18 protein-coding genes and 1 riboswitch are annotated in these 18229 nt (G+C 67.6%); of the genes, 1 reads left to right on the top strand and 17 read right to left on the bottom strand.

From position 1 onward, the window contains the following. Positions 1-216 precede the first annotated feature (216 nt). The 13 genes from AB4Y36_RS20965 to AB4Y36_RS20905 form a co-directional block, all read right to left on the bottom strand. Positions 217-1017, bottom strand: a complete 801-nt coding sequence (locus AB4Y36_RS20965) for an ABC transporter substrate-binding protein (RefSeq protein WP_368683992.1) — start codon at positions 1015-1017, stop codon at positions 217-219. Positions 1018-1347: 330 nt separating this feature from the next. Then, positions 1348-2400, bottom strand: coding sequence for a succinylglutamate desuccinylase (gene astE, locus AB4Y36_RS20960; RefSeq protein ID WP_368683991.1), 1053 nt, complete (start codon positions 2398-2400; stop codon positions 1348-1350). Next, the gene (gene astB, locus AB4Y36_RS20955) at positions 2384-3724 is read right to left on the bottom strand and encodes an N-succinylarginine dihydrolase (RefSeq protein ID WP_368683990.1); all 1341 of its coding nucleotides are present in this window, start codon (positions 3722-3724) and stop codon (positions 2384-2386) included. The genes astE and astB overlap by 17 nt, the downstream gene beginning before the upstream one ends. A 9-nt stretch (positions 3725-3733) precedes the next feature. Continuing rightward, on the bottom strand, positions 3734-5197 hold the full coding sequence (gene astD, locus AB4Y36_RS20950; protein WP_368683989.1) for a succinylglutamate-semialdehyde dehydrogenase: 1464 nt from the start codon (positions 5195-5197) through the stop codon (positions 3734-3736). A 2-nt stretch (positions 5198-5199) separates the two neighbouring features. Next, complete coding sequence (astA, locus tag AB4Y36_RS20945; protein WP_368606961.1) at positions 5200-6234, bottom strand: arginine N-succinyltransferase; 1035 nt, start codon at positions 6232-6234, stop codon at positions 5200-5202. Beyond that, positions 6231-7310: an arginine/ornithine succinyltransferase subunit alpha gene (aruF, locus tag AB4Y36_RS20940; RefSeq protein WP_368683988.1), complete on the bottom strand. Its 1080-nt coding sequence runs from the start codon at positions 7308-7310 to the stop codon at positions 6231-6233. The genes astA and aruF overlap by 4 nt, the downstream gene beginning before the upstream one ends. Positions 7311-7352: 42 nt before the next feature. Next, positions 7353-8570 carry an aspartate aminotransferase family protein gene (locus tag AB4Y36_RS20935; RefSeq protein ID WP_342945573.1) on the bottom strand — a complete coding sequence of 406 codons (1218 nt, stop codon included), beginning with the start codon at positions 8568-8570 and terminating at the stop codon, positions 7353-7355. 229 nt (positions 8571-8799) lie between these two features. Next, positions 8800-9771 carry a GlxA family transcriptional regulator gene (locus tag AB4Y36_RS20930; protein WP_368606966.1) on the bottom strand — a complete coding sequence of 324 codons (972 nt, stop codon included), beginning with the start codon at positions 9769-9771 and terminating at the stop codon, positions 8800-8802. A gap of 156 nt (positions 9772-9927) precedes the next feature. Further along, positions 9928-10716, bottom strand: a complete 789-nt coding sequence (locus AB4Y36_RS20925; protein ID WP_342945572.1) for an ABC transporter ATP-binding protein — start codon at positions 10714-10716, stop codon at positions 9928-9930. 23 nt (positions 10717-10739) lie between these two features. Beyond that, positions 10740-11453 (bottom strand): ABC transporter permease, encoded by a 714-nt coding sequence (locus tag AB4Y36_RS20920; RefSeq protein ID WP_368683987.1) that lies wholly within the window; start codon positions 11451-11453, stop codon positions 10740-10742. 13 nt (positions 11454-11466) lie between these two features. After that, entirely contained in the window at positions 11467-12156 is a 690-nt protein-coding gene (locus AB4Y36_RS20915) for an ABC transporter permease (RefSeq protein WP_028204762.1), read from the bottom strand. Between the two features lie 317 nt (positions 12157-12473). Beyond that, positions 12474-13226, bottom strand: coding sequence for a CbtA family protein (locus tag AB4Y36_RS20910; RefSeq protein ID WP_069267917.1), 753 nt, complete (start codon positions 13224-13226; stop codon positions 12474-12476). A gap of 13 nt (positions 13227-13239) precedes the next feature. Continuing rightward, the gene (locus AB4Y36_RS20905) at positions 13240-13458 is read right to left on the bottom strand and encodes a CbtB domain-containing protein (RefSeq protein WP_069267918.1); all 219 of its coding nucleotides are present in this window, start codon (positions 13456-13458) and stop codon (positions 13240-13242) included. Between the two features lie 39 nt (positions 13459-13497). Further along, a riboswitch (cobalamin riboswitch) is annotated at positions 13498-13643 on the bottom strand. Between the two features lie 44 nt (positions 13644-13687). On the opposite strand from AB4Y36_RS20905, the gene AB4Y36_RS20900 reads away from it, so the two are divergent. Then, a complete protein-coding gene (locus AB4Y36_RS20900; protein ID WP_368683986.1) occupies positions 13688-14317 on the top strand; it encodes a histidine phosphatase family protein in 630 nt (209 codons plus the stop codon). A gap of 68 nt (positions 14318-14385) precedes the next feature. Here AB4Y36_RS20900 and AB4Y36_RS20895 read toward each other — a convergent pair whose 3' ends face one another. The 4 genes from AB4Y36_RS20895 to hpnK all read right to left on the bottom strand — a co-directional run bounded on the left by AB4Y36_RS20895 (position 14386) and on the right by hpnK (position 18111). After that, complete coding sequence (locus tag AB4Y36_RS20895; protein ID WP_069267920.1) at positions 14386-15423, bottom strand: patatin-like phospholipase family protein; 1038 nt, start codon at positions 15421-15423, stop codon at positions 14386-14388. 43 nt (positions 15424-15466) lie between these two features. Then, complete coding sequence (locus AB4Y36_RS20890; RefSeq protein ID WP_028204757.1) at positions 15467-16048, bottom strand: hypothetical protein; 582 nt, start codon at positions 16046-16048, stop codon at positions 15467-15469. A gap of 78 nt (positions 16049-16126) precedes the next feature. Next, a complete protein-coding gene (locus AB4Y36_RS20885) occupies positions 16127-17215 on the bottom strand; it encodes a lysylphosphatidylglycerol synthase domain-containing protein (RefSeq protein ID WP_342945570.1) in 1089 nt (362 codons plus the stop codon). Next, on the bottom strand, positions 17212-18111 hold the full coding sequence (gene hpnK / locus AB4Y36_RS20880; RefSeq protein ID WP_368683985.1) for a hopanoid biosynthesis-associated protein HpnK: 900 nt from the start codon (positions 18109-18111) through the stop codon (positions 17212-17214). Before hpnK ends, AB4Y36_RS20885 begins: the two co-directional genes overlap by 4 nt. Between the last annotated feature and the right edge of the window lie 118 nt (positions 18112-18229).

The following is an 18229-nucleotide window of genomic DNA, read 5'->3' as shown; positions in this document are numbered from 1 at the left end:
TGGCTCGATTTTATCCTGGCAAGTAAGGCGCGGAAATGAAGTTCTGCGCAATCCGCGGGATTTTTTTGCAGTTTTTGCAGTGCCACACGCGTCGCTTGCACCGCGTTGCCGCTCGACGCACGAACGATTTGATACGCAATCCGAAGCAAAGACGCGAAAAAAACCCGACCGGCTGGATTTCGCCCAGCCGGTCGGTCTATCGGCGGTACTGGTCGATTACTTGAGCACGACCTTCACGTCGAAATACTTCGCCGCGATGCGGTCGATCGTGCCGTCCGCTTTCAGGTCCTTGAGCGCACCGTTCAGCGCTGCCTTGAGCGCCGCGTCGTTCTTGCGCACACCGTAGCCCACGCCCTCGCCGAGCAGCTTCGCATCAACGACCTGCGGGCCCGCGAACGCGAAAGCCGCGCCCTGCGGCTTGTTCAGGAAGCCCTTGGAAGCGGCTTCGGCGTCCAGAAACGAGGCGTCGAGGCGGCCCGAAACGAGATCCGCGTAGATCTGGTCCTGCGTCGGGTACGGCACGACGTCGACGCCCGCGGGCGCCCACTTCGCTTTCGCGTAGGTCTCCTGGATCGTGCCCTGGAGCACGCCCACGTGCTTGCCCTTGAGCGACTCGGGCGTGGGCTGCAGCGTGCTGCCCTTCTTCGCGATCATCTGGTTCGGGATTGCGTAGATCGGGTCGGTGAAGTCGATGGCCTGGCGGCGCTGGTCCGTGATCGACATGTCGGAATTGATCGCGGCGAACTTGCGCGCCTGCAGCGCCGGAATCAGGCCGTCGAACGAGTTTTCCACCCACACGCACTTTGCCTTGAGCTTCGCGCAGACGGCATTGCCCACGTCGATATCGAAGCCCTGCAGTTCGCCCGCGGGCGACTTCGATTCGAACGGCGCGTACGACGCCTCCACGCCAAAGCGGACTTCCTTGATATCGGCGGCGTGTGCGGCCCCTGCCGCGCCTGCCGTCATGGCGGCCGCGCAGAATGCGAGCGTTGCCAGCTTGTTCCAGTTCGTCTTCATCAGTGTCTCTTTCCAGTCAGATTGGGTGCGTCGGCGAAACCCGTTCTTGCAGCTTCATGGTTGGATTCGCGGCTAGAAAACGGCTTGCCGGCGCCGGCACAGGATCGCTGCACCAAAAACACGGCTCAATCGCGCGCACCGTGTGTGGTGCACCGCAACAACCGCGAGGGCGCGATTGTACCGCGACGGCGCCGGCGCCCCGCCGCGCGGGCGGCAAGCGGCGCAAGGCGCGCCCGCGCGCGGCTGAGCGACCACGCAGTGCGTTCGAACATGCAAGTGGGTGTCGTGGATGCGCAAGCGCGTGACAGCGCGTGCGCTCGCGGCTAGCGCTCAGGCGAGCGCGGCGAGCGTTTCGCGGGTCGTATCGACGACGAGCAGGCCCGCGCGCAAGCCCGGCTTCACGCCCGGATTCGGAAACACGATGCGCTCCTCGTCGTGCTGCACCACGTAGCGGTAGGCACCGTCTTCCGCCAGCACCTCGCCGCGCGCGAACGGCGTGAAGTTCGGCACGTCGGCGGCCACGTTGAGCTTGAGGGCCGCGCTCTGCTTCGTGATCTGGCCGATCACCGTGAAGATGCGCGGCATCTGCGCGCCCTTCGGCAACGACAATTCTCCCGCCACGAGACGGCGCACGGCGGCATCGGCGCCGGCGAAGCGAGCCAGATCGTTCTGGCCGAACGGACGCACCTTGCCCAGTTCGAGCGTGCAGGCGAGCGCGCCACACGTCTCGGCCGTAAACGACGACAAGGTCGCGCCCTTCTCGGTGTGGATCAGCACGGCCGCGATGCGCGCGTCGGCGAGCCATTCGAGCATCGCGCGCGCGGGCGGCTCGCCCGTGTGCGGCAGCAGCGCGAACTGCTCGAACGCCGAAGCGCGGATCGCCGTATGCATGTCGAGGTGCCAGCGCGCGAAGGGCGCAGCCGCAGAACTCGCGGCCTTCGCGAAGAAACGCTGCGCCGCCGCTTCGAGCGCCGCGGCGCGCGGTGCCTCGCGGCTCGCCGGCACACGCGCATGGCGCCCGCCGAACAGGCGGTTGAGATCGTCGTCGAGATAACGCTCGCCGGCACGCATCGCGCCGGCATTGCCGAGCACCGTGAGCACGCGGCAGGCGAGCGGCGAGCGGCCCGCCGCGATGTCGGCCACGAGTTGCGAGAGCAATTCGATCGGCGCAGTCTCGTCGCCGTGTACGCCTGCCGAAAGCAGCACGCTGCGCGTCGTCTCGTCGATGTGTGCCGGCTCCAGCTCCACCACGCCCTCGTCGAGCCATTGCCAGCGCACGCCGCCCGCGCATTCGCCGCGCGCGGCTTGCGGCGTGGCCGGGCGCGAGCCCGCAAGCGTGTACGCGAGAAAATCCGCAAGCGGGCTATCAGCGCTGGAAGTCATAGAGCGATCCGAGGCCGAGAATCTGCGTGAGTTCGTCGAGCGCCGTGCGCGACTCGACGAGCAGCGCCGGATCGGTCAGATCCTGCGGTGCGAGCCGGTCGCGATAGTGCCGCTCGATCCAGCCGTCGAGGCGCGTGAAGAGCGCGTCGTTCATCCACACGCCAGGCGCCGTCGCCGCGCGCTCTTGCGCGCTGAGCACCACGCGCAGACGCAGGCACGCCGGGCCGCCGCCGTTCTTCATGCTCTCGCGCAGGTCGAACACGAGCACTTCATCCACCGGTCCGCTGCTCGCGACCAGTTCGTCGAGATAGATCGCCACGTGCGGATTCTCGCGGCATTCCTGCGGCACGACGAGAATCTGCGTGCCATCCGCGCGGCTCAGCAACTGGCTGTTGAAGAGATAGGACGACACGGCGTCGCCTACACTCACGCGCGCCTCGGGCACTTCGATCACGTGGAACGGTGCGTCGTGCGCCGCGAGCTTCGTGCGCAGTTCGTCGTAGACCGCCTGCTGGTCGACGAACGCGCGCTCATGGCAAAACAGCGTGCTGCGGTTGCCCACAGCGATCACGTCGTTATGGAACACGCCTGCGTCGATCACGTCCGGATTCTGCTGCGCGAACACCGTGCCGGCATCGGTCAGGCCGTGGCGCTGCGCGATGGCGCGGCTCGCCTCGAACGTCTGCCGCGCCGGGAAGCGCTTGGGCTCCGGTCCGCGGCGGTATTCGCTGCGCCCGTACACGAAGAACTCCACGCCGCGCTCGCCGTACTGTGCGCTAAAACGCGTATGGTTGGCCGCGCCTTCGTCGCCGAGCGCGGGCGTGCCGGGCAGCGCCTCGTGCACGACGAAGTGCGACGGGTCCGCGAACACCGTGGAAAGCGTGCGGCGCGTGGACTCGTGCTCGATCGCCCGATGCAGCTTGCTGCACAGGTTCGCGGGCGTGAAGTGCACGCGCCGGTTGGGCGTATCCGCCGAAGGGCTCACCGTGGCCGCATTCGCGGTCCACATCGCCGACGCGGAGCTTGCCGCCGCGAGCAGTTCGGGCGCTTCTTTCGCGGCGCGCGCGATCGCTTCGGCATCCTTACCGCCGAAGCCCAGCTCGCGCAGCAGCCGCATGGACGGCCGCTCCTGCGGCGGCAGCACGCCTTGTGCGAAGCCGAGGTCGGCGAGCCGCTTCATCTTGCGCAAGCCCTGCTGCGCCGCGGCGCGCGGGTTCGCGACGGACTTCTCGTTACTCTGCGAGGCGACGTTGCCGAACGACAGCCCGGCGTAGTTGTGCGTGGGGCCGACGAGTCCGTCGAAGTTGGCTTCAAGGGTTTGCATCGTCGTTCCTTAGAAGTGAAGACCCGGCGAAACGCTCGCGGGCATCTGCAATTGCGCGCTTTCCACCGAGGCCATCGGGTAGGCGCAGTAGTCGGCGGCGTAGTACGCGCTCGGGCGGTGGTTGCCCGAGCGGCCCGCGCCGCCGAACGGCGCGCCGCTCGACGCACCGTTGGTCGGCCGGTTCCAGTTCACCACCCCCGCGCGGATCTCGCGCGTGAAGCGCTGCCACAGCGCTTCGTCGTCGGCGAGCAGACCCGCCGAGAGGCCGTACGCCGTATTGTTGGCCTGCGCGATGGCGTCGTCGAAACCCGCGTAGCGGGTCACCTGCGCGAGCGGCCCGAAGTGCTCCTCGTCGGGCAGATCAGCCACGCCTGTCACGTCGAGAATCGCGGGCGTCACGAAGCCGAGCGCCGGGTCGCGCTGTGTCATCGGCAGCAAGGCGCGTGCGCCGCGCTCGAGCAGTTGCGCCTGTGCACCCATCAGCCTGGCCGCCGCGCGCGCCGAAATCACGGCGCCCATGAAGGGCTGCGGCTCGGCGTCGTACTCACCCACCGTGATGCGCGAACTGACTTCGACGAAGCGCGCGAGGAAGCGCTCGCCGAATGCGTCAGCGGGTACGAGAATGCGGCGCGCGCACGTGCAGCGCTGGCCCGCCGAAAGAAAAGCCGACTGGATCGTGTGATGCACGGCGGCGTCGATATCCTCGACCGGCGCGACGACGAGCGGATTGTTGCCGCCCATCTCCAGCGCGAGCACGATCTCGGGCCGTCCGCCGAACTGGCGATGCAGCAGCGTGCCCGTATCCGAGCTGCCCGTGAAGAAGAGCCCGTCGATCTGTTTGTGATTCGCAAGCGCGATGCCAGTGTCGCGCTCGCCCTGCACGAGGTTGAGCACGCCTGCGGGCAAGCCGGCTTCGCGCCAGAGTTCGACCGTCACGCGTGCTACTTCCGGAGCGAGTTCCGATGGCTTGAACACGACCGCGTTGCCCGCGATCAGCGCCGGCACGATATGCCCGTTAGGCAGATGGCCCGGGAAGTTGTACGGCCCGAACACGGCGACGACGCCATGCGGGCGATGACGCAGCACCGCAACGCCATCGGCCATCGGCGCGCGTTTCTCGCCGGTGCGCTCGCCGTAAGCGGTGATCGAAATCGCGACCTTCGCGGCCATCGACGCCGCTTCGGTGCGCGCTTCCCAGAGCGGCTTGCCGGTCTCGCAGCCAATCGCCTGCGCGAGCGATTCCTTCTTTTCGGTGACGAGCGCGGCGAAGCGCTGCACGATCTCGCAGCGCGCTTCGAGCGGCGTTTGCGCCCACGCGGCGAACGCGCGGCGCGCGGCGTTCACGGCGCGATCGACGTCGTCGGCGCTCGCGGCATTGCCGCTCCACACGGTCTCGCCCGTGCCGGGGTTGCGCGAAGCGAACGCGGGGCCCGAGGCCGCGCACCATTGTCCATCGATGTAAAGCTCGTTCATGGTCATCCCTGTTTCTGCTTTGTTGCGGGGCCGAGCACGCGCACCGGATCGCCCGCCGCGACGTTCAGCGCCGCCGCTTCCGTGGCGCCCAGCGTGAACACACCGTCGTGCACGACTCCCGGCGCGAAACCCACGCGAAAATCGCCGAGCGACGTATTGGATACCAGTGAGCGCACGCCCTCTTCGGCATGCGCCTCACCGATCTCGACCGGCACGACCACGCTGTCGCGCACCGTGCGCAAGTCGACGATATGGCATTCGAGCACCGGGCCCGCGTCGAAGATATCGACGTGGTTTTCATAACGCAGCCCCTCGGCTTCGAGCATGCGGCGCGCAGGAATCGTGTCGGCATGCGTGAGGCCGACGCACGCCTGTGCTTCCTCGGGCAGCAGCTCGACGTACACCGGGTAACGCGGCATCAGCTCCGCGAGGAACGACTTGCGCCCGTGCGAGCTGAGGTAATCGGCAGCGTTGAAGTCGATTTGATAGAAGTGCGAACCGACCGCGCGCCAGAACGGCGATGTGCCTTGCGCGTCGAAATGGCCGCGCAGTTCCGCGCACAGGCGCTCGGGAAAGCGCTCGCGAAACTGTGCGATGAACATGAAGCGCGAACGCGACAGCAGGCTGCCCACCCCGCCCGTGCGATAGCGCGGCGAAAGAAAGAGCGAGCACACCTCGGCGTAGCCCGTGAGATCGTGCGAGATATTGAGCGCGCGCATGCGCGTCCAGATGCCGAGCTCCTGGCTTGCGTGCACCACCGTGCTCACGCGGTAGTTGTAGAACGGCTGCTCCAGGCCCACGGCCGTTTCGATGCCGCAAACGCCGGCCACATCGCCCGTGGCCGTGTCTTCCATCACGAAGAAGTAGCCGGCTTCGCGCGGCGCGGCTTCGCCTGCGAGCGTGCGCCGCGCGCGCTCGATGCGCGCCTTGAGCGCCTCGCGGTCGGGCTTGAAGGTGGTGAGGCCGGGCCCCGTTTCCTGGGCGAGCGCGACGAGCGCGTCCACGTCGCCCGTTTGCACGACGCGTACCACGATCATTGTGCATCTCCCATATAAGCGTCCTCAGTTTGCGGGGTGGCGCGATACAGCGGCGCGCAGCGCACCGGCTCGCCGTCCTGCACGCCGAGCACGGCGCGCGCGCTCGCGTCGAGCGGCGCGATGATGCCCGCGCCCTTCTCGCTTTCGGGCAGCGTCGCGAGCACGCAGCGGAACTCGCCCGCGCGCTGGCTCGCGACCAGATACGCCGCGCCTTCCAGGTTCGTAGCGCCCGCCGCTTCACGCACCGTGCGCATCTCGTTGCCGGCGACCGAGGCCGTGCGGTCCACCTGCGCGGTCAGCACCGGGCCCGCATCGAAAATATCGACGTAACGATCCGGCTCGAAGCCCTCTTCCAGATGGATCTCGTAAGCGAGCAAGGCGCTCGGATCGGGCTCGCCGAGCACACGCTGCGCCGGCTCTGGCAGCAGCGGCACATAGAGCGGATAAGCCGGCATGACCTCGGCGATGAAGGTGCGGCTGCGTCCGCCCGAGGCCAGTTCGATGTCCTTGAAGTCGCGCCCGAAGAACTTGCGCCCCACGGCTTCCCAAAAGGGCGAGGCGCCCGTCTCGTCGGTCACGCCGAGCAGCAGCGAGAACACTTCGGGCGTGAAGCGCCGGCGGTTCATCGCGACGTACATCATGCGTCCGCGCGACATGAGATGCGCGGCCGCGTCGCCGCGCAGCGTCGGCTCGATGTAGAAGCCCGCGAGGCGGCTCTTGCCCGTGAGTTCGTGCGACATCGTGAGCGCGTGAATCTTGCGGTTCACGTGCAGCTCGCGCGACGCATGAATGAGCGCGTCGTTGCGAAACGCGTAGAACGGCTCGGCGTAGCCGGCCGCCGCCACGATGCTCGAGGTGCCGACGAGCCGCCCGGTGGCGGTGTCTTCGAGCACGAACAGATAGAACTCCTCACCGGGGAAGTCCACGTCCGCGCGAAATGAATCCTCGGAAAGCGCGATGCGCGCTTCGAGCGCCGCGCGGTCGTGCGGCAGCGAATGCAGCACCGGCTGCGCGGTACGCGCCATGTGGGCGATCGCGTCGAGATCGGAAAGCCTGGCGGGGCGAACGAATAGCATCGTCGGTCCTGTGTGTGCGCTGGGTTGCGGCTGGGTTGCGATTTAGCGTGCGCCGATCACATCTGCGCAGGCCTGCTCGAAGCGCGCAAAGCCTTCGTCGAGGTCCGCTTCGGGAATGATGAGCGAGGGCGCGAAGCGCAGCACGTCCGGCCCGGCAATCAGCATCATCACGCCGCGATTCGCGGCCGCCCCGTTGAAGTCCTTGGCGCGGCCCGCAAAGCGCGCATTCAGTTCGGCGCCGATCAAGAGCCCCTTGCCGCGCACTTCCTTGAACATGTCGAAACGCTCGTTGAGTTTCGCGAGCTTGCCGCGAATCGCTTCGCCGCGTGCACGCACGCCCGCCAGCAGCGCCGGATCGCTCACGAGCTCGACCACCTTGCCCGCGAGCGCGGCGCCCAGCGGATTGCCGCCATAGGTCGTGCCGTGCACCCCCACCTTGAAGTGGGCGGCAATCGCTTCGGTCGTGAGCATCGCGCCAATCGGGAAGCCGTTGCCGAGCGCCTTGGCCGTCGTGAGGATGTCGGGCGTGACGCCCGTCTCTTCGTAGGCATAGAAGTGGCCCGTGCGGCCCACGCCCGTTTGCACTTCGTCGAAAATCAACAGCGCGCCGTGCGCATCGCACGCCTCGCGCAGCGCGCGCAGGAACGCGGGATCGGCGGGAATCACACCGCCCTCGCCCTGCACCGGCTCGACGATCACGGCGCAGGTCTGCGCGCCGATGGCGCGCGTGGCCGCTTCGATGTCGTTGTACGGCAGATGCGTGATGCCGCCCGGCACGGGGCCAAAGCCTTCCGAATACTTGGGCTGGCCGCCCACGCTCACGGTGAAGAACGTGCGGCCGTGGAACGACTGCGTGAACGAGACGATCTCGAACTTGTCGGCGCCGTGCCGATCGAAGGCCACGCGGCGTGCGAGCTTGAGCGCCGCCTCATTGGCCTCCGCGCCCGAGTTCGCGAAAAACGCGCGGTCGGCGAACGTGAGCGCTTCGAGCTGGCGCGCGAGACGCAGCACCGGCTCGTTGGTGTAGCCGTTGCCGATGTGCCAGAGCTTGCTGCCCTGCTCCTGCAGCACGCGCAGCAGCTCCGGATGCGCGTGGCCGAGCGAGGTCACGGCGATGCCGCAGGCGAAGTCGATGTAATCGCGGCCCTCGGTGTCCCACACGCGCGAGCCGACCCCGCGATCCGGCACGAACGGCGCGGGCGAGAAACACGGCACCATCACTTCGTCGAAGGTCTTGCGGCTCACAGTCTGGTCGTTCATGGCGATTCCTCTATTACTCAGTGCGTGTCGAATTCGGGGTCGGTGTGCGTTCGGGCCGCGCCCTTTCGCTTAGTTGGCTTTGCATGAGACGGGACCAAGCGCTCAAGCGCCAGGTCCCGTCGACACCTGTGCAGTGTAGGCAAGCTCGCGGCAAACGTCTTGCGCAGGCGCGACGCGTTTTTTCGTACGGAACCTGCAAGTCCGCGCGTTTGCTGCGCCGCGGCCAGTTTCACTGGACTTCCGGGGGCTCCACGAGCGCGCCCGCGCGCGGCTCGGCGGCGGCTCCGCCGTGCTGGCGCTCGATCCAGTTGCGGCGATCCTCGCGCGGCGTCACGCCGAAACGCTCGCGATACGCATTCGAAAAATGCGCAGCCGACGAAAACCCGCACGCGAGACTGATCTGCACCACCGACTTGCTGGTGCGCTGCAACTGCGAGCGCGCCTTGGCAAGACGCAGGCCCAGGTAGTACTTCGACGGCATCGCGCCGAGGTACTGGCGAAAGAGCCGTTCGAGCTGACGACGCGACACACCCACGAGATTCGCGATCTCGTCGGTCGTGAGCGGGTCCTCGATATTCGCCTCCATCAGCTTGAGCGCGTCGTTCAGGCGCGGGTGCCGCTCGCCGGGCGCGGTCACGAACGGAATGCGCTGGCGCTCGTCGCCGCTGCGCAGCGTGCTCGCGCCGAGCGCGTCGGCGATGCGCTCGGCGAGTTCCGGGCCGTGGTCGCGGCCGATCATCGCGAGCATGAAGTCGAGCGTGGCCTGGCCGCCCGAGCAGGTCGCGCGGTCGCGGTCGATTTCGTAGATGTGCTGCGTGACGATGGTGCGCTCGAACTGCTCGGCGAACTGCTGGAAGGTCTCCCAGTTCGCGGCCACGCGGTAGCCCTGCAACTGCCCCGCCATCGCGAGCCACCAGATGCCATGGTGAATGCCCGTGACGAGCGGCGTGCGCTGCCCCACGCGCGCGAGACTCGCGAGAAAGAGCCGGTAGTCGGCGAACTGCTGGTAGCGCTCGGTCACGACGATGAGCCAGTCGGCCGAAACGGCGTCGCCGAACGCGCAGTCGGCGGGCCACTGCGCGCCGCCCGCGAGCGGCACAGGGCGGCCGTTCCACGAGCACATCTGCCAGCGGTACAGCGCGCGGCCGTCGATCTCGTTCGCGAGATTGAGCGCGTCGACGATCGGGCCCACGCCCGACATCGAAACCGGCGGGAGCGCGACGATCGCCACCTGGGTCGTGCGGCCGGCGCGCGCGAGCGGCGCCTGGCCCCCGGGCGCGGCGGCCGGAACTGAAGCGGGAGGAAGAGCGGCGGAACGGACCATCGGCAAGACGCGGCGCGAGACTGAACGCGCCGCTTACTTGAGACTGCCGGAGAGGAACTGGCGCAGACGATCGCTCTTCGGCGCGCCGAGCACATCGGCGGGCGCGCCCTCCTCCTCCGTGCGCCCCTGGTGCAGGAACATCACATGATTCGAGACGTTGCGCGCAAAGCCCATTTCGTGGGTGACGACGATCATCGTGCGGCCCTCGTCGGCGAGCTTTTGCATCACCTTGAGCACTTCGCCCACGAGTTCGGGGTCGAGCGCCGAAGTCGGTTCGTCGAACAGCATCACGTCGGGATGCATCGCGAGCGCGCGCGCAATCGCCACGCGCTGCTGCTGGCCGCCCGAAAGATGCGACGGATATTGCTTCTCCACGCGGGGCGCGAGGCCCACTTTCTCCAGATACTGCCGCGCGCGGTCCTCGGCTTCCTTGCGCGGCACGCCCAGCACGTGGATAGGCGCTTCCATCACGTTCTCGAGCACGTTCATGTGCGACCAGAGGTTGAAGTGCTGGAACACCATCGCGAGCTTGGTGCGGATGCGCTGCAACTGCTTGTGATCGGCCACGTCGAGGTCGCCGTTGCGGCCCGCCTTCGTGCGCACGGCCTCGCCGTCCACGACGATCTCGCCCGCGTTCGGCTTCTCGAGGAAATTGATGCAGCGCAGGAAGGTGCTCTTGCCCGAGCCGCTCGCGCCGATGATGCTGATCACGTCGCCCTTCTTCGCGTCGAGCGAGACGCCCTTGAGCACCTCGTTGTCGCCGTAGCGCTTGTGGATGTCGCGCGCGACGAGCTTGCTATCTGAGGATTGCGTCTGAGCCAAGATGGTCTCCAGTTTCCGGTGAATCAGCGGGTGCGCACGGCGAGATGGCCGAGCCAGCGTTTTTCGGCGCGGCGGAACGCGGCCACCAGCACGAACGATACCGCACAGTAGATCAGCGCCGCGAGGCCGAACGACTCGAACGAGCGGTAGGTGGCCGAGTTGGCGTCGCGCGCGACCTTGAGGATGTCGGGCACCGTCGCGGTGAAGGCCACCGTGGTCGCGTGCAGCATCAGGATCACTTCGTTACTGTACAGCGGCAGTGCGCGGCGCAGCGCCGAAGGCAGGATCACGCGCCAGTACATCGTGAACGGGCTCATGCCGTAGGCGCGCGCCGCTTCCACTTCGCCGTGGGTGGTCGCGCGAATCGCACCCGCGAAGATCTCCGTCGTGTACGCACAGGTGTTGAGCGCGAACGCGGGCACGGCGCAGTTCAAGCCGCTGCGAAAGAACGCGTCGAGCAGCGGCTCCGAACGGATGAATGCGAGACTGTACACGCCCGTGTAGATGAGCAGCAACTGCACGTAGAGCGGCGTGCCGCGAAACACGTAGGTGTAGAAGCGCACCGGCAGCGAGAGCCAGCGGCGGCTCGAGACGCGCGCCACGGCGAGCGGCACCGCGCACACGAACCCGAAGGCGACGGAGATCACGAGCAGCCACAGCGTCATCGCGAGGCCCGAGACATGCTCGCCGTCCCAGTAGAGGAACGCGCGGCCGAATTGCTGGATGATTTCGTTCATGACGGCCTTGTCCTCAGAGTTGCGCGTGACGCACGCCCACCGAATAGCGGCGTTCGAGCCAGACGAGCGCGAAGTTCGAGAGCGTGGTGATCGCAAGGTAGATGAGCGCCGCGATCACGAGGAAGAAGAACAGGTTGAAGGTGCTGCGGCCCGCGTCCTGGGCGGCCTTCACGACATCGGCGAGACCGATGATCGAGACGAGCGCCGTTGCCTTCACGAGCACCTGCCAGTTGTTGCCGATGCCGGGCAGCGCGAAACGCATCATCTGCGGGAAGAGGATGCGGGCGAACACGCGCGCGCCGCTCATGCCGTAGGCGTGCCCCGCTTCGAGCTGGCCGCGCGGCACTGCGAGAAACGCGCCGCGGAACGTTTCGGTGAAGTACGCGCCGTAAATGAAGCCGAGCGTGACGACGCCGGCCACGAACGGATCGATATCGATCTGCGCCATGCCGAGCGCGTCGGTGGCCTCGTTCACGCCGATCTGGATGCTGTAGAAGAGCAGCAGCATCAGCACGAGGTCGGGCACCGAGCGGATCAGCGTCGTGTACGCGGTCGCCACGGCGGCGAGCGGCCGGTTGAACGAGAGCTTGGCCGCCGCGCCAGCCAGACCGAGCAGCACGGCCACGCCGAGCGAGAGGAGCGAAAGTTCGATGGTCTGGATCGTGCCGGCGAGCAGCACCGGGCCAAAGCCGTAAAGGATCACGCGCGTCTCCGGAACAAAGTTGTTTTGTCGTTTCGGGCGGCCTCGCGCGGCACGTGGGCGCCGCTGAAACCGATAACTGGCGCGGATCGTCTCAGTGCAAAATGGATTGCTCAAACTCGTGCGGCGCGGATATTGCAGTGCAGCATTGCCGCGCGACGCGTCGGCGCGTGCGGATCAGGCCCGCACAGCCGCGGGCGCGATGCTTTTGAAAGGCGAAAAAAAATGCCCCGGCACGCGAGGCGCGCGGGGCATTTACGCAAGTTTGGGGTCGCTTTTTCGATAGGCGCGCGATGTGCGCGCGCCGGCCCCGGCGGAGCTTATGCGGCGCGCGTTTGCGTGCCGCGTGCGCTGCCGGTACGGGCGTTCGCGCCGAGCAGCTTTTCGGCGAGCGCGCCGAACAGCAGGCCGATTGTGGTCCAGAGAATGAACTGCATGCCGATCGACACCGTGCGGAACTTCCACAGCAGCACGGCCGGGAACGCGGCGGGCACCTCGTTGATCGTCGGCAACGCGAGCTGGATCGCGCCGATCACGACGACGAACAGCACGAGCGCCACGATCGAAGCGTTCCAGAGGCCAAGGCGCGGCACGAAAGCGGCGCGCACCTTGAGCGAGAACACCGACACGGCGATCGAGATCGCGATCATCAGGAAAAAGAGCCCGGTGCGATAGCCGATCGTCTCCGGGTCGCCGACCGAGGGCGGATTCGCCGGATACTTGATGTTCGGCACCAGGTAGATCGCGACGAACGCCGCGAGCGCGAGCCAGGCCGAGAGCGCGCGCGGCGAAAGACGCCCCACGCGGCCATTGGCATACGCGAAGACGAGCGCAAAGAGTCCGCCGATCGACGCGCCATAGACCATCACGCCAGTGAAGAGACCGACGCTCGCCTGGGTCTTGCGGCTGACGATTTCGGGCTCAGGCGCTTCGCCCTTCGCGGCGTCGGCTTTCTCCTCGAAGGAGATCGCCTGATCGACCTGGGGCTCGCCTGCGATCTTCGCGAAGCCGAACGTGAGAAGTCCCGCGGCGATGCCTGCGAGCATGCCGCGCACCAGCAACTTGCCAACCATGGTCAGCTCCCGGTCAGTGGCAGGGGAAGCCGAGCAGATGGCGGCCGTCGTGAACGAACTCGTGGACGTACATGCCCGGGAAGATCGACGTGGCGCCCTGCTCGGCGCCCACGAAGTACAGGGCCAGCAGCAGCATCAGGCCGCCGAAGATCGCCCAGGGCAGGATGTCTCGCAGCGCAATGGGCGCCGGCGCGGCCGGGGCGTGCTGCAAGGGGAATGAGGTTTCGGACATGCTGACTTCTCCTGGGGTTACGCGCCCCGCTAGTCGTTGAAAGAGTGGTTCACGACGCGCAGGTCTGACTTCCGTTGCTTCGATGTTTTCGACGGCAACCAGTTACAGTGGCGCGACCGCGCCGGACTTGCACCGGCTTCCGCGTGTCGTGGAGCCCGTATTCTACGCGCTGCGGCGGCCGGCCGCGGCCCGGATGTCAGCCAAAGAGTAGTGAAGCATAAGGAAAAGCATGTCGACGACACTCTGGCTGGTGAGCCATGCGGCGAACGCTGCGCTGCGCTCGGGCACGTTCCCGCACGTGCCTGAAGTGCCTGTTGCGGGTGAAGACGCCGAAGCAGCGCTCGACGCGCGCGCACTCGAGGCGCTTGCCGCCTGGCGCGAGCGCTGGCACGCGGGGCTGGCCGGTAGTAATCGCAATGGCGAGGCGACGCGTGCGCTCACGAGTCCCGCCGCGATCGCCCGCGCGAGCGCACGCGCGGCAGGCTTCGCCGGGGCAACGCCAGCTGAAGCGCTCGCCGAAGCCGCCTTCGGTGCATGGCAAGGCCAGCGCCTGACGGATCTCGCGCGCGAAGCGCCCGAGGCCCTTGCGGCCTGGACGCGCGATCCGGGCTTTCGGCCGCCAGGCGGCGGCGAATCGTTCGACGATGTCCGCGCGCGCGTCAGCGCCTGGCTCGATGCGGTGCCCGACTCGGGGCACAACGTGGTCGCCTTCACGCACGCGAGCGTGATCCGGGCGGCGATTCTTCACGCGCTGGGCGCGCCGTCGGCGGGGTTTCGCTCGATCGAAATCGCGCCGCTTTCCGTGACGGCCCTACGCCGCACAGAGCACGGCTGGGTTTGGCTCGCGGCGATGAAGTGAGGACCGGAACGGCGCTACCGCCCTGCCCTCGCCGTCGCCGGCATTCTGGATCGGTAGCCAGAAGCGCTCTAGTCCAGCCCCAGCTGTGCCTTGATGGCCGGCATCATGTACTGCACGGCTGCGCGCCCTTCCTCGATGGCGGGCGCGGCGCGATGAAAGTCGAAAATCCCCATGCCGCCCAGGCGCGGCTGGATCAGCACGTCGGCGGGCTCGCCTGCCAGGCGGCTGCGCGTAATGCGCACCTGCATGATGTCGATGCTCTGGGCCACCGAGCTCAACACGGAAGGCGCACGCGTGCTAGGCGGCGGCGCCACGCGCACGTCCGGACCGCCAGCCGCGCCGGGGCCTGCAGGCTGCAGCCAGCGCGGAAAGCGCTTGCCATTGCGGCGCAGGAGCGGTTCGGGCCCCGCTTCGCTGTTTTCGGCACCATTGGCGCCGCCGCTGGCCGCCACGGCGGCCGATGCCGCCGTCGCCGCGTCGCTCGCCTCCACGGGCAGCTCGCGCGGCATCGTGTCGATCGCACCGCCCAAGTCGCGGCCGTTGAGAATGTCGTGATTGAGGTCGATCGCGATCACGGTGTCGGCGCGCATCGCACGCGCGGCGGATACCGGCACGGGGTTGCTCAGTCCGCCGTCCACGAGCCACACGCCGTCATGCCAGATCGGCGTGAAGATGCCGGGAATCGCGATCGAAGCGCGCACGGCGTCCACCACGCCGCCTTCGCGCAGCCAGACTTCGCGTCCCGTGTCGAGTTCGGTAGCAACCGCCGTGAACGGCAGCCTCAGGTCATCGATCGAGCGGCCGTTGAACTGGTGCGCAAACAGGTCGATCACTTTGCGCCCGCCGAGCAGCCCGCCCGAAAAACGCAAGTCGAGCAGGCGCACCACTGTCTGCCAGGTCAGCTTGCCTACCCAGTCTTCAAGCCAGTCGAGATCGCCGTTCGCATACACCGCGCCGACGAGCGCGCCAATCGACGTACCGCATACCACGTCGGGCTTGATGCCCGCTTCCTCGAGCGCGCGAATCGCGCCGATATGCGCCCAGCCGCGCGCAGCGCCACCGCCGAGCACGAGTCCGACACGCTTGGGCCGTCGCCGGTTCATCATGCGCGCCTCCTTGCGTGGCCCTGGGTCGACTGAGTCAACGCAGTCAGCGACCGCGGATCACGTCCGAGCGCGAGGTCGTCGTGACCCGCCCGTCCGGTCCGAAATGCACATTGAAATACGCTTCGGGCGTCACGCCCCCTTCCAGCCACTTCCAGCTCCACACCGTCTCCTTCTTCAAGCGGTAGCCGGCCACTTGCCCGGGTTTACCGAGCAATCGCCGGACCTCGTCCTCACTCATGCCGACGCGGATCTTCGCGAAGTTTTCCGCAGTAAGCGCCTGAGTAATGGCCACGAGCCGCCCGTTCGGACCGATGTCGACCATCCAGGTCTTGAGGCCCTGCGGGCCGCGCGGATATTCGAGGCGGCGCGAGCCGTCGTCGAACACGCGCTCGGTCTCGGGCTTGCCCATTTGCTCGCGCACCTGCTCGAGCGTGGAAACGCCGGGAGTGAGGCCCTTGAGCAGCAGCGCGTCGGGCTTCACGGAATCGAAGAACGCCTTGAATCCCTGCCGGATGGTATCGAGCATGGCATCGAACTGGCGATCGTCGCAGCCGGAAAGCGTGAACGCCGCCGTGGCGGCGCACGCGAGCGCGAGCGAACGCGTGAGTGAAAACGTGGGCTTCATGTCCTTGCTAACGCATCAACATGGACTTGCGTCTACGCGCGCCGATCCGGCGCGCATCGACATGCCCACAATGTACCGTCAATGGACCTGATCGTGCTGCGAGTCCCGCTTCGGGGTCGGCGCGCGTGCGGACGCGCTCGCCGCGGCGGGCAGCGCGTCAGCAGTCTGCGCGGCGGCCTGCGCGCCGTGGCGCATGGTGCGACGCGTGCGAACGATTTCCGCAGCCTGCCACGAGAGCAGCGCGAGCACGCCGAACACCACTTCGCGCATGCGCTTGACGAGCGCGAGCGAGAACGCCACGTCCTGGCTCACGCCAAACAGCTGCGCGAGCAGCACCACGGCGACTTCCTGCACGCCGAGCCCGGCGGGCACCATGAAGGCGGCATGACGCACGGCCTGGGTGATGGCTTCGATGGCGAGTGCATCGCCCACCGTCACCGGATGGCCGAGCAGCGCGAGCGCCCACCACGTCTCGAACGCGCCGAGCATGTAGCCGGCGAGCTGCCAGAAGAAAGCGCGAAACATGAGGCCCGTGCGCGACATCAGCGCGTCGAGATCGGCGTCGAGCTGCTTGCCGTCGATGCCGAGCATGAGCGGATTGTCGGCGCCGAGCAGCTTCGCGGCCCAGCGTTCGATCGCATGGAAAACGCCGCCGCGACGCACCAGCAACACGGCGAGCACGGGCAGCGGCGCCGTGAGCACGAGCGCCAGTGCGATCGTGGCGATGGTGCGCAGCGAGCCGCCGGCGCCGGTCGCCGCAACGATCAGCACGACGCCGAGCGCCGAGAACGCGTATTGCACGGCAATCGTCACGAACACCTCGACGATCACCGAAGCCGTGACCTCGCTCGCATTGCGCACCTTCCAGCGCGCGAGACGAATGCCGACGAGTTCGCCGCCCACGCCGACCACGGGCAGCAGCCGGTTCACTGCCTCGCGTACGGTCGCGGTCCACCAGAGGAAGCTCAGCGGTGCGCGCTTGTCGAGCAGGAGGCGCCACGCATGCGCGTCGAGCAGGAGCGGCAGCGCGTGGAACGGCACGAGCCAGAGCAGCATGGGGCCTGCGGTGCCGATCACGCGCAGCACATCGTGCGCGCCGTTATGGACGACGAGACCGATCAGGATGGCGATCCCGGCGGGCAAGCCCAGCCATTGCAGCCACTTCATGACACCTGCACCTCGGGGCCGCGCGACGCAGCGGGATCGGAGCCCGAAGCCGCGCCGAAAAACACGTCGGTGAAGCCGCCCCGGCGCACGCCCGCTTGCGCGAGCGCTGCAGCCACGCGAGGCGAAATGAGCGCGCCGAATTCGTCGGCGTGGCGATACGTCTGCATCGACGGCGTGATGGGCCCTTCGTGCGCATCATCGGCGAGCGCCGGGTGGCAGTAGATCTCGCCCACGCCCCGCGCCGGCAGATGCGCGAGCGCGTCGAGCACGGCGGCCTCGTCCATTGCGCCCGTCTTCGCGATGCCGACCACGTAGTCGTTGTGCGCGACGCCCGCACGCGCGAGCCGCGCGCGCACGAGCGCGAGCCAGGGCTTGAGCGCGAACGGCGCGCCCGCCTCGAGCGGCAAACGCATCGCGCGCAAACCATAGTCGCGGCCGATCTCGAGAATCAACGCGAGCACCGTGGGATGCAGATGAAAATGCTTGTGCGTGTTCACGTGATCGAGCGCGAGCCCGGTCGCCGCGAACGCTTCGAACTGCGCGCGGATCTCCTTCGCGAGCTGCCTGCGCACGTGCGGCAGGAAGAAGAAGCGCACGCCGTCGCGGACCATGTTGTCGCCGAAACGCCCTTGCGCGTCGACGAGTGCGGGAATCTGCGCGCGCGGCAGCATGGCCGCACCGTCCGCCAGCACCAGATGCAGCCCGACGCGCAAACCCGGCGTGCGGCGCGCCCGTGCCACGGCGTCCGCCGCGGCGGGCGCGGCGACCATCAGGCTCGCGCAGTCGAGCACGCCCTCGCGATGCGCGCGCTCCACCGCCGCATTGACCCGCTCGTGCAGGCCGAAGTCGTCGGCGGTGAAGATGAGCGCGCGCGCATCGTGAGACGAGCGGTCCATCATGCCTCGTGTGCGCGCAGGAAGCGGAAGAACTCCACGCCTTCGCGCAGACGCCGCTTCATCATGTCCCAGCTCGTGAGCATCTCGCGCACGATCTCCCAGATCTTCGACGGCCGGA

Source organism: Paraburkholderia sp. BR10936 (assembly GCF_040965735.1).
Lineage (GTDB): Bacteria > Pseudomonadota > Gammaproteobacteria > Burkholderiales > Burkholderiaceae > Paraburkholderia > Paraburkholderia nodosa_A.
The sequence above is the reverse complement of the archived record's forward strand: the minus strand, read 5'-3'. Positions and strand labels throughout refer to the sequence as shown.

Excerpts from the sequence above, each read along its gene's own strand:
- AB4Y36_RS20965 (WP_368683992.1), bottom strand. The coding sequence starts at position 1,017 with ATGAAGACGAACTGGAACAAGCTGGCAACGCTCGCATTCTGCGCGGCC.
- astE (WP_368683991.1), bottom strand. The coding sequence starts at position 2,400 with ATGACTTCCAGCGCTGATAGCCCGCTTGCGGATTTTCTCGCGTACACG.
- astB (WP_368683990.1), bottom strand. The coding sequence starts at position 3,724 with ATGCAAACCCTTGAAGCCAACTTCGACGGACTCGTCGGCCCCACGCAC.
- astD (WP_368683989.1), bottom strand. The coding sequence starts at position 5,197 with ATGAACGAGCTTTACATCGATGGACAATGGTGCGCGGCCTCGGGCCCC.
- astA (WP_368606961.1), bottom strand. The coding sequence starts at position 6,234 with ATGATCGTGGTACGCGTCGTGCAAACGGGCGACGTGGACGCGCTCGTC.
- aruF (WP_368683988.1), bottom strand. The coding sequence starts at position 7,310 with ATGCTATTCGTTCGCCCCGCCAGGCTTTCCGATCTCGACGCGATCGCC.
- AB4Y36_RS20935 (WP_342945573.1), bottom strand. The coding sequence starts at position 8,570 with ATGAACGACCAGACTGTGAGCCGCAAGACCTTCGACGAAGTGATGGTG.
- AB4Y36_RS20930 (WP_368606966.1), bottom strand. The coding sequence starts at position 9,771 with ATGTCGGGCGTGGGCCCGATCGTCGACGCGCTCAATCTCGCGAACGAG.
- AB4Y36_RS20920 (WP_368683987.1), bottom strand. The coding sequence starts at position 11,453 with ATGAACGAAATCATCCAGCAATTCGGCCGCGCGTTCCTCTACTGGGAC.
- AB4Y36_RS20910 (WP_069267917.1), bottom strand. The coding sequence starts at position 13,226 with ATGGTTGGCAAGTTGCTGGTGCGCGGCATGCTCGCAGGCATCGCCGCG.
- AB4Y36_RS20905 (WP_069267918.1), bottom strand. The coding sequence starts at position 13,458 with ATGTCCGAAACCTCATTCCCCTTGCAGCACGCCCCGGCCGCGCCGGCG.
- AB4Y36_RS20900 (WP_368683986.1), top strand. The coding sequence starts at position 13,688 with ATGTCGACGACACTCTGGCTGGTGAGCCATGCGGCGAACGCTGCGCTG.
- AB4Y36_RS20895 (WP_069267920.1), bottom strand. The coding sequence starts at position 15,423 with ATGATGAACCGGCGACGGCCCAAGCGTGTCGGACTCGTGCTCGGCGGT.
- AB4Y36_RS20890 (WP_028204757.1), bottom strand. The coding sequence starts at position 16,048 with ATGAAGCCCACGTTTTCACTCACGCGTTCGCTCGCGCTCGCGTGCGCC.
- AB4Y36_RS20885 (WP_342945570.1), bottom strand. The coding sequence starts at position 17,215 with ATGAAGTGGCTGCAATGGCTGGGCTTGCCCGCCGGGATCGCCATCCTG.
- hpnK (WP_368683985.1), bottom strand. The coding sequence starts at position 18,111 with ATGGACCGCTCGTCTCACGATGCGCGCGCGCTCATCTTCACCGCCGAC.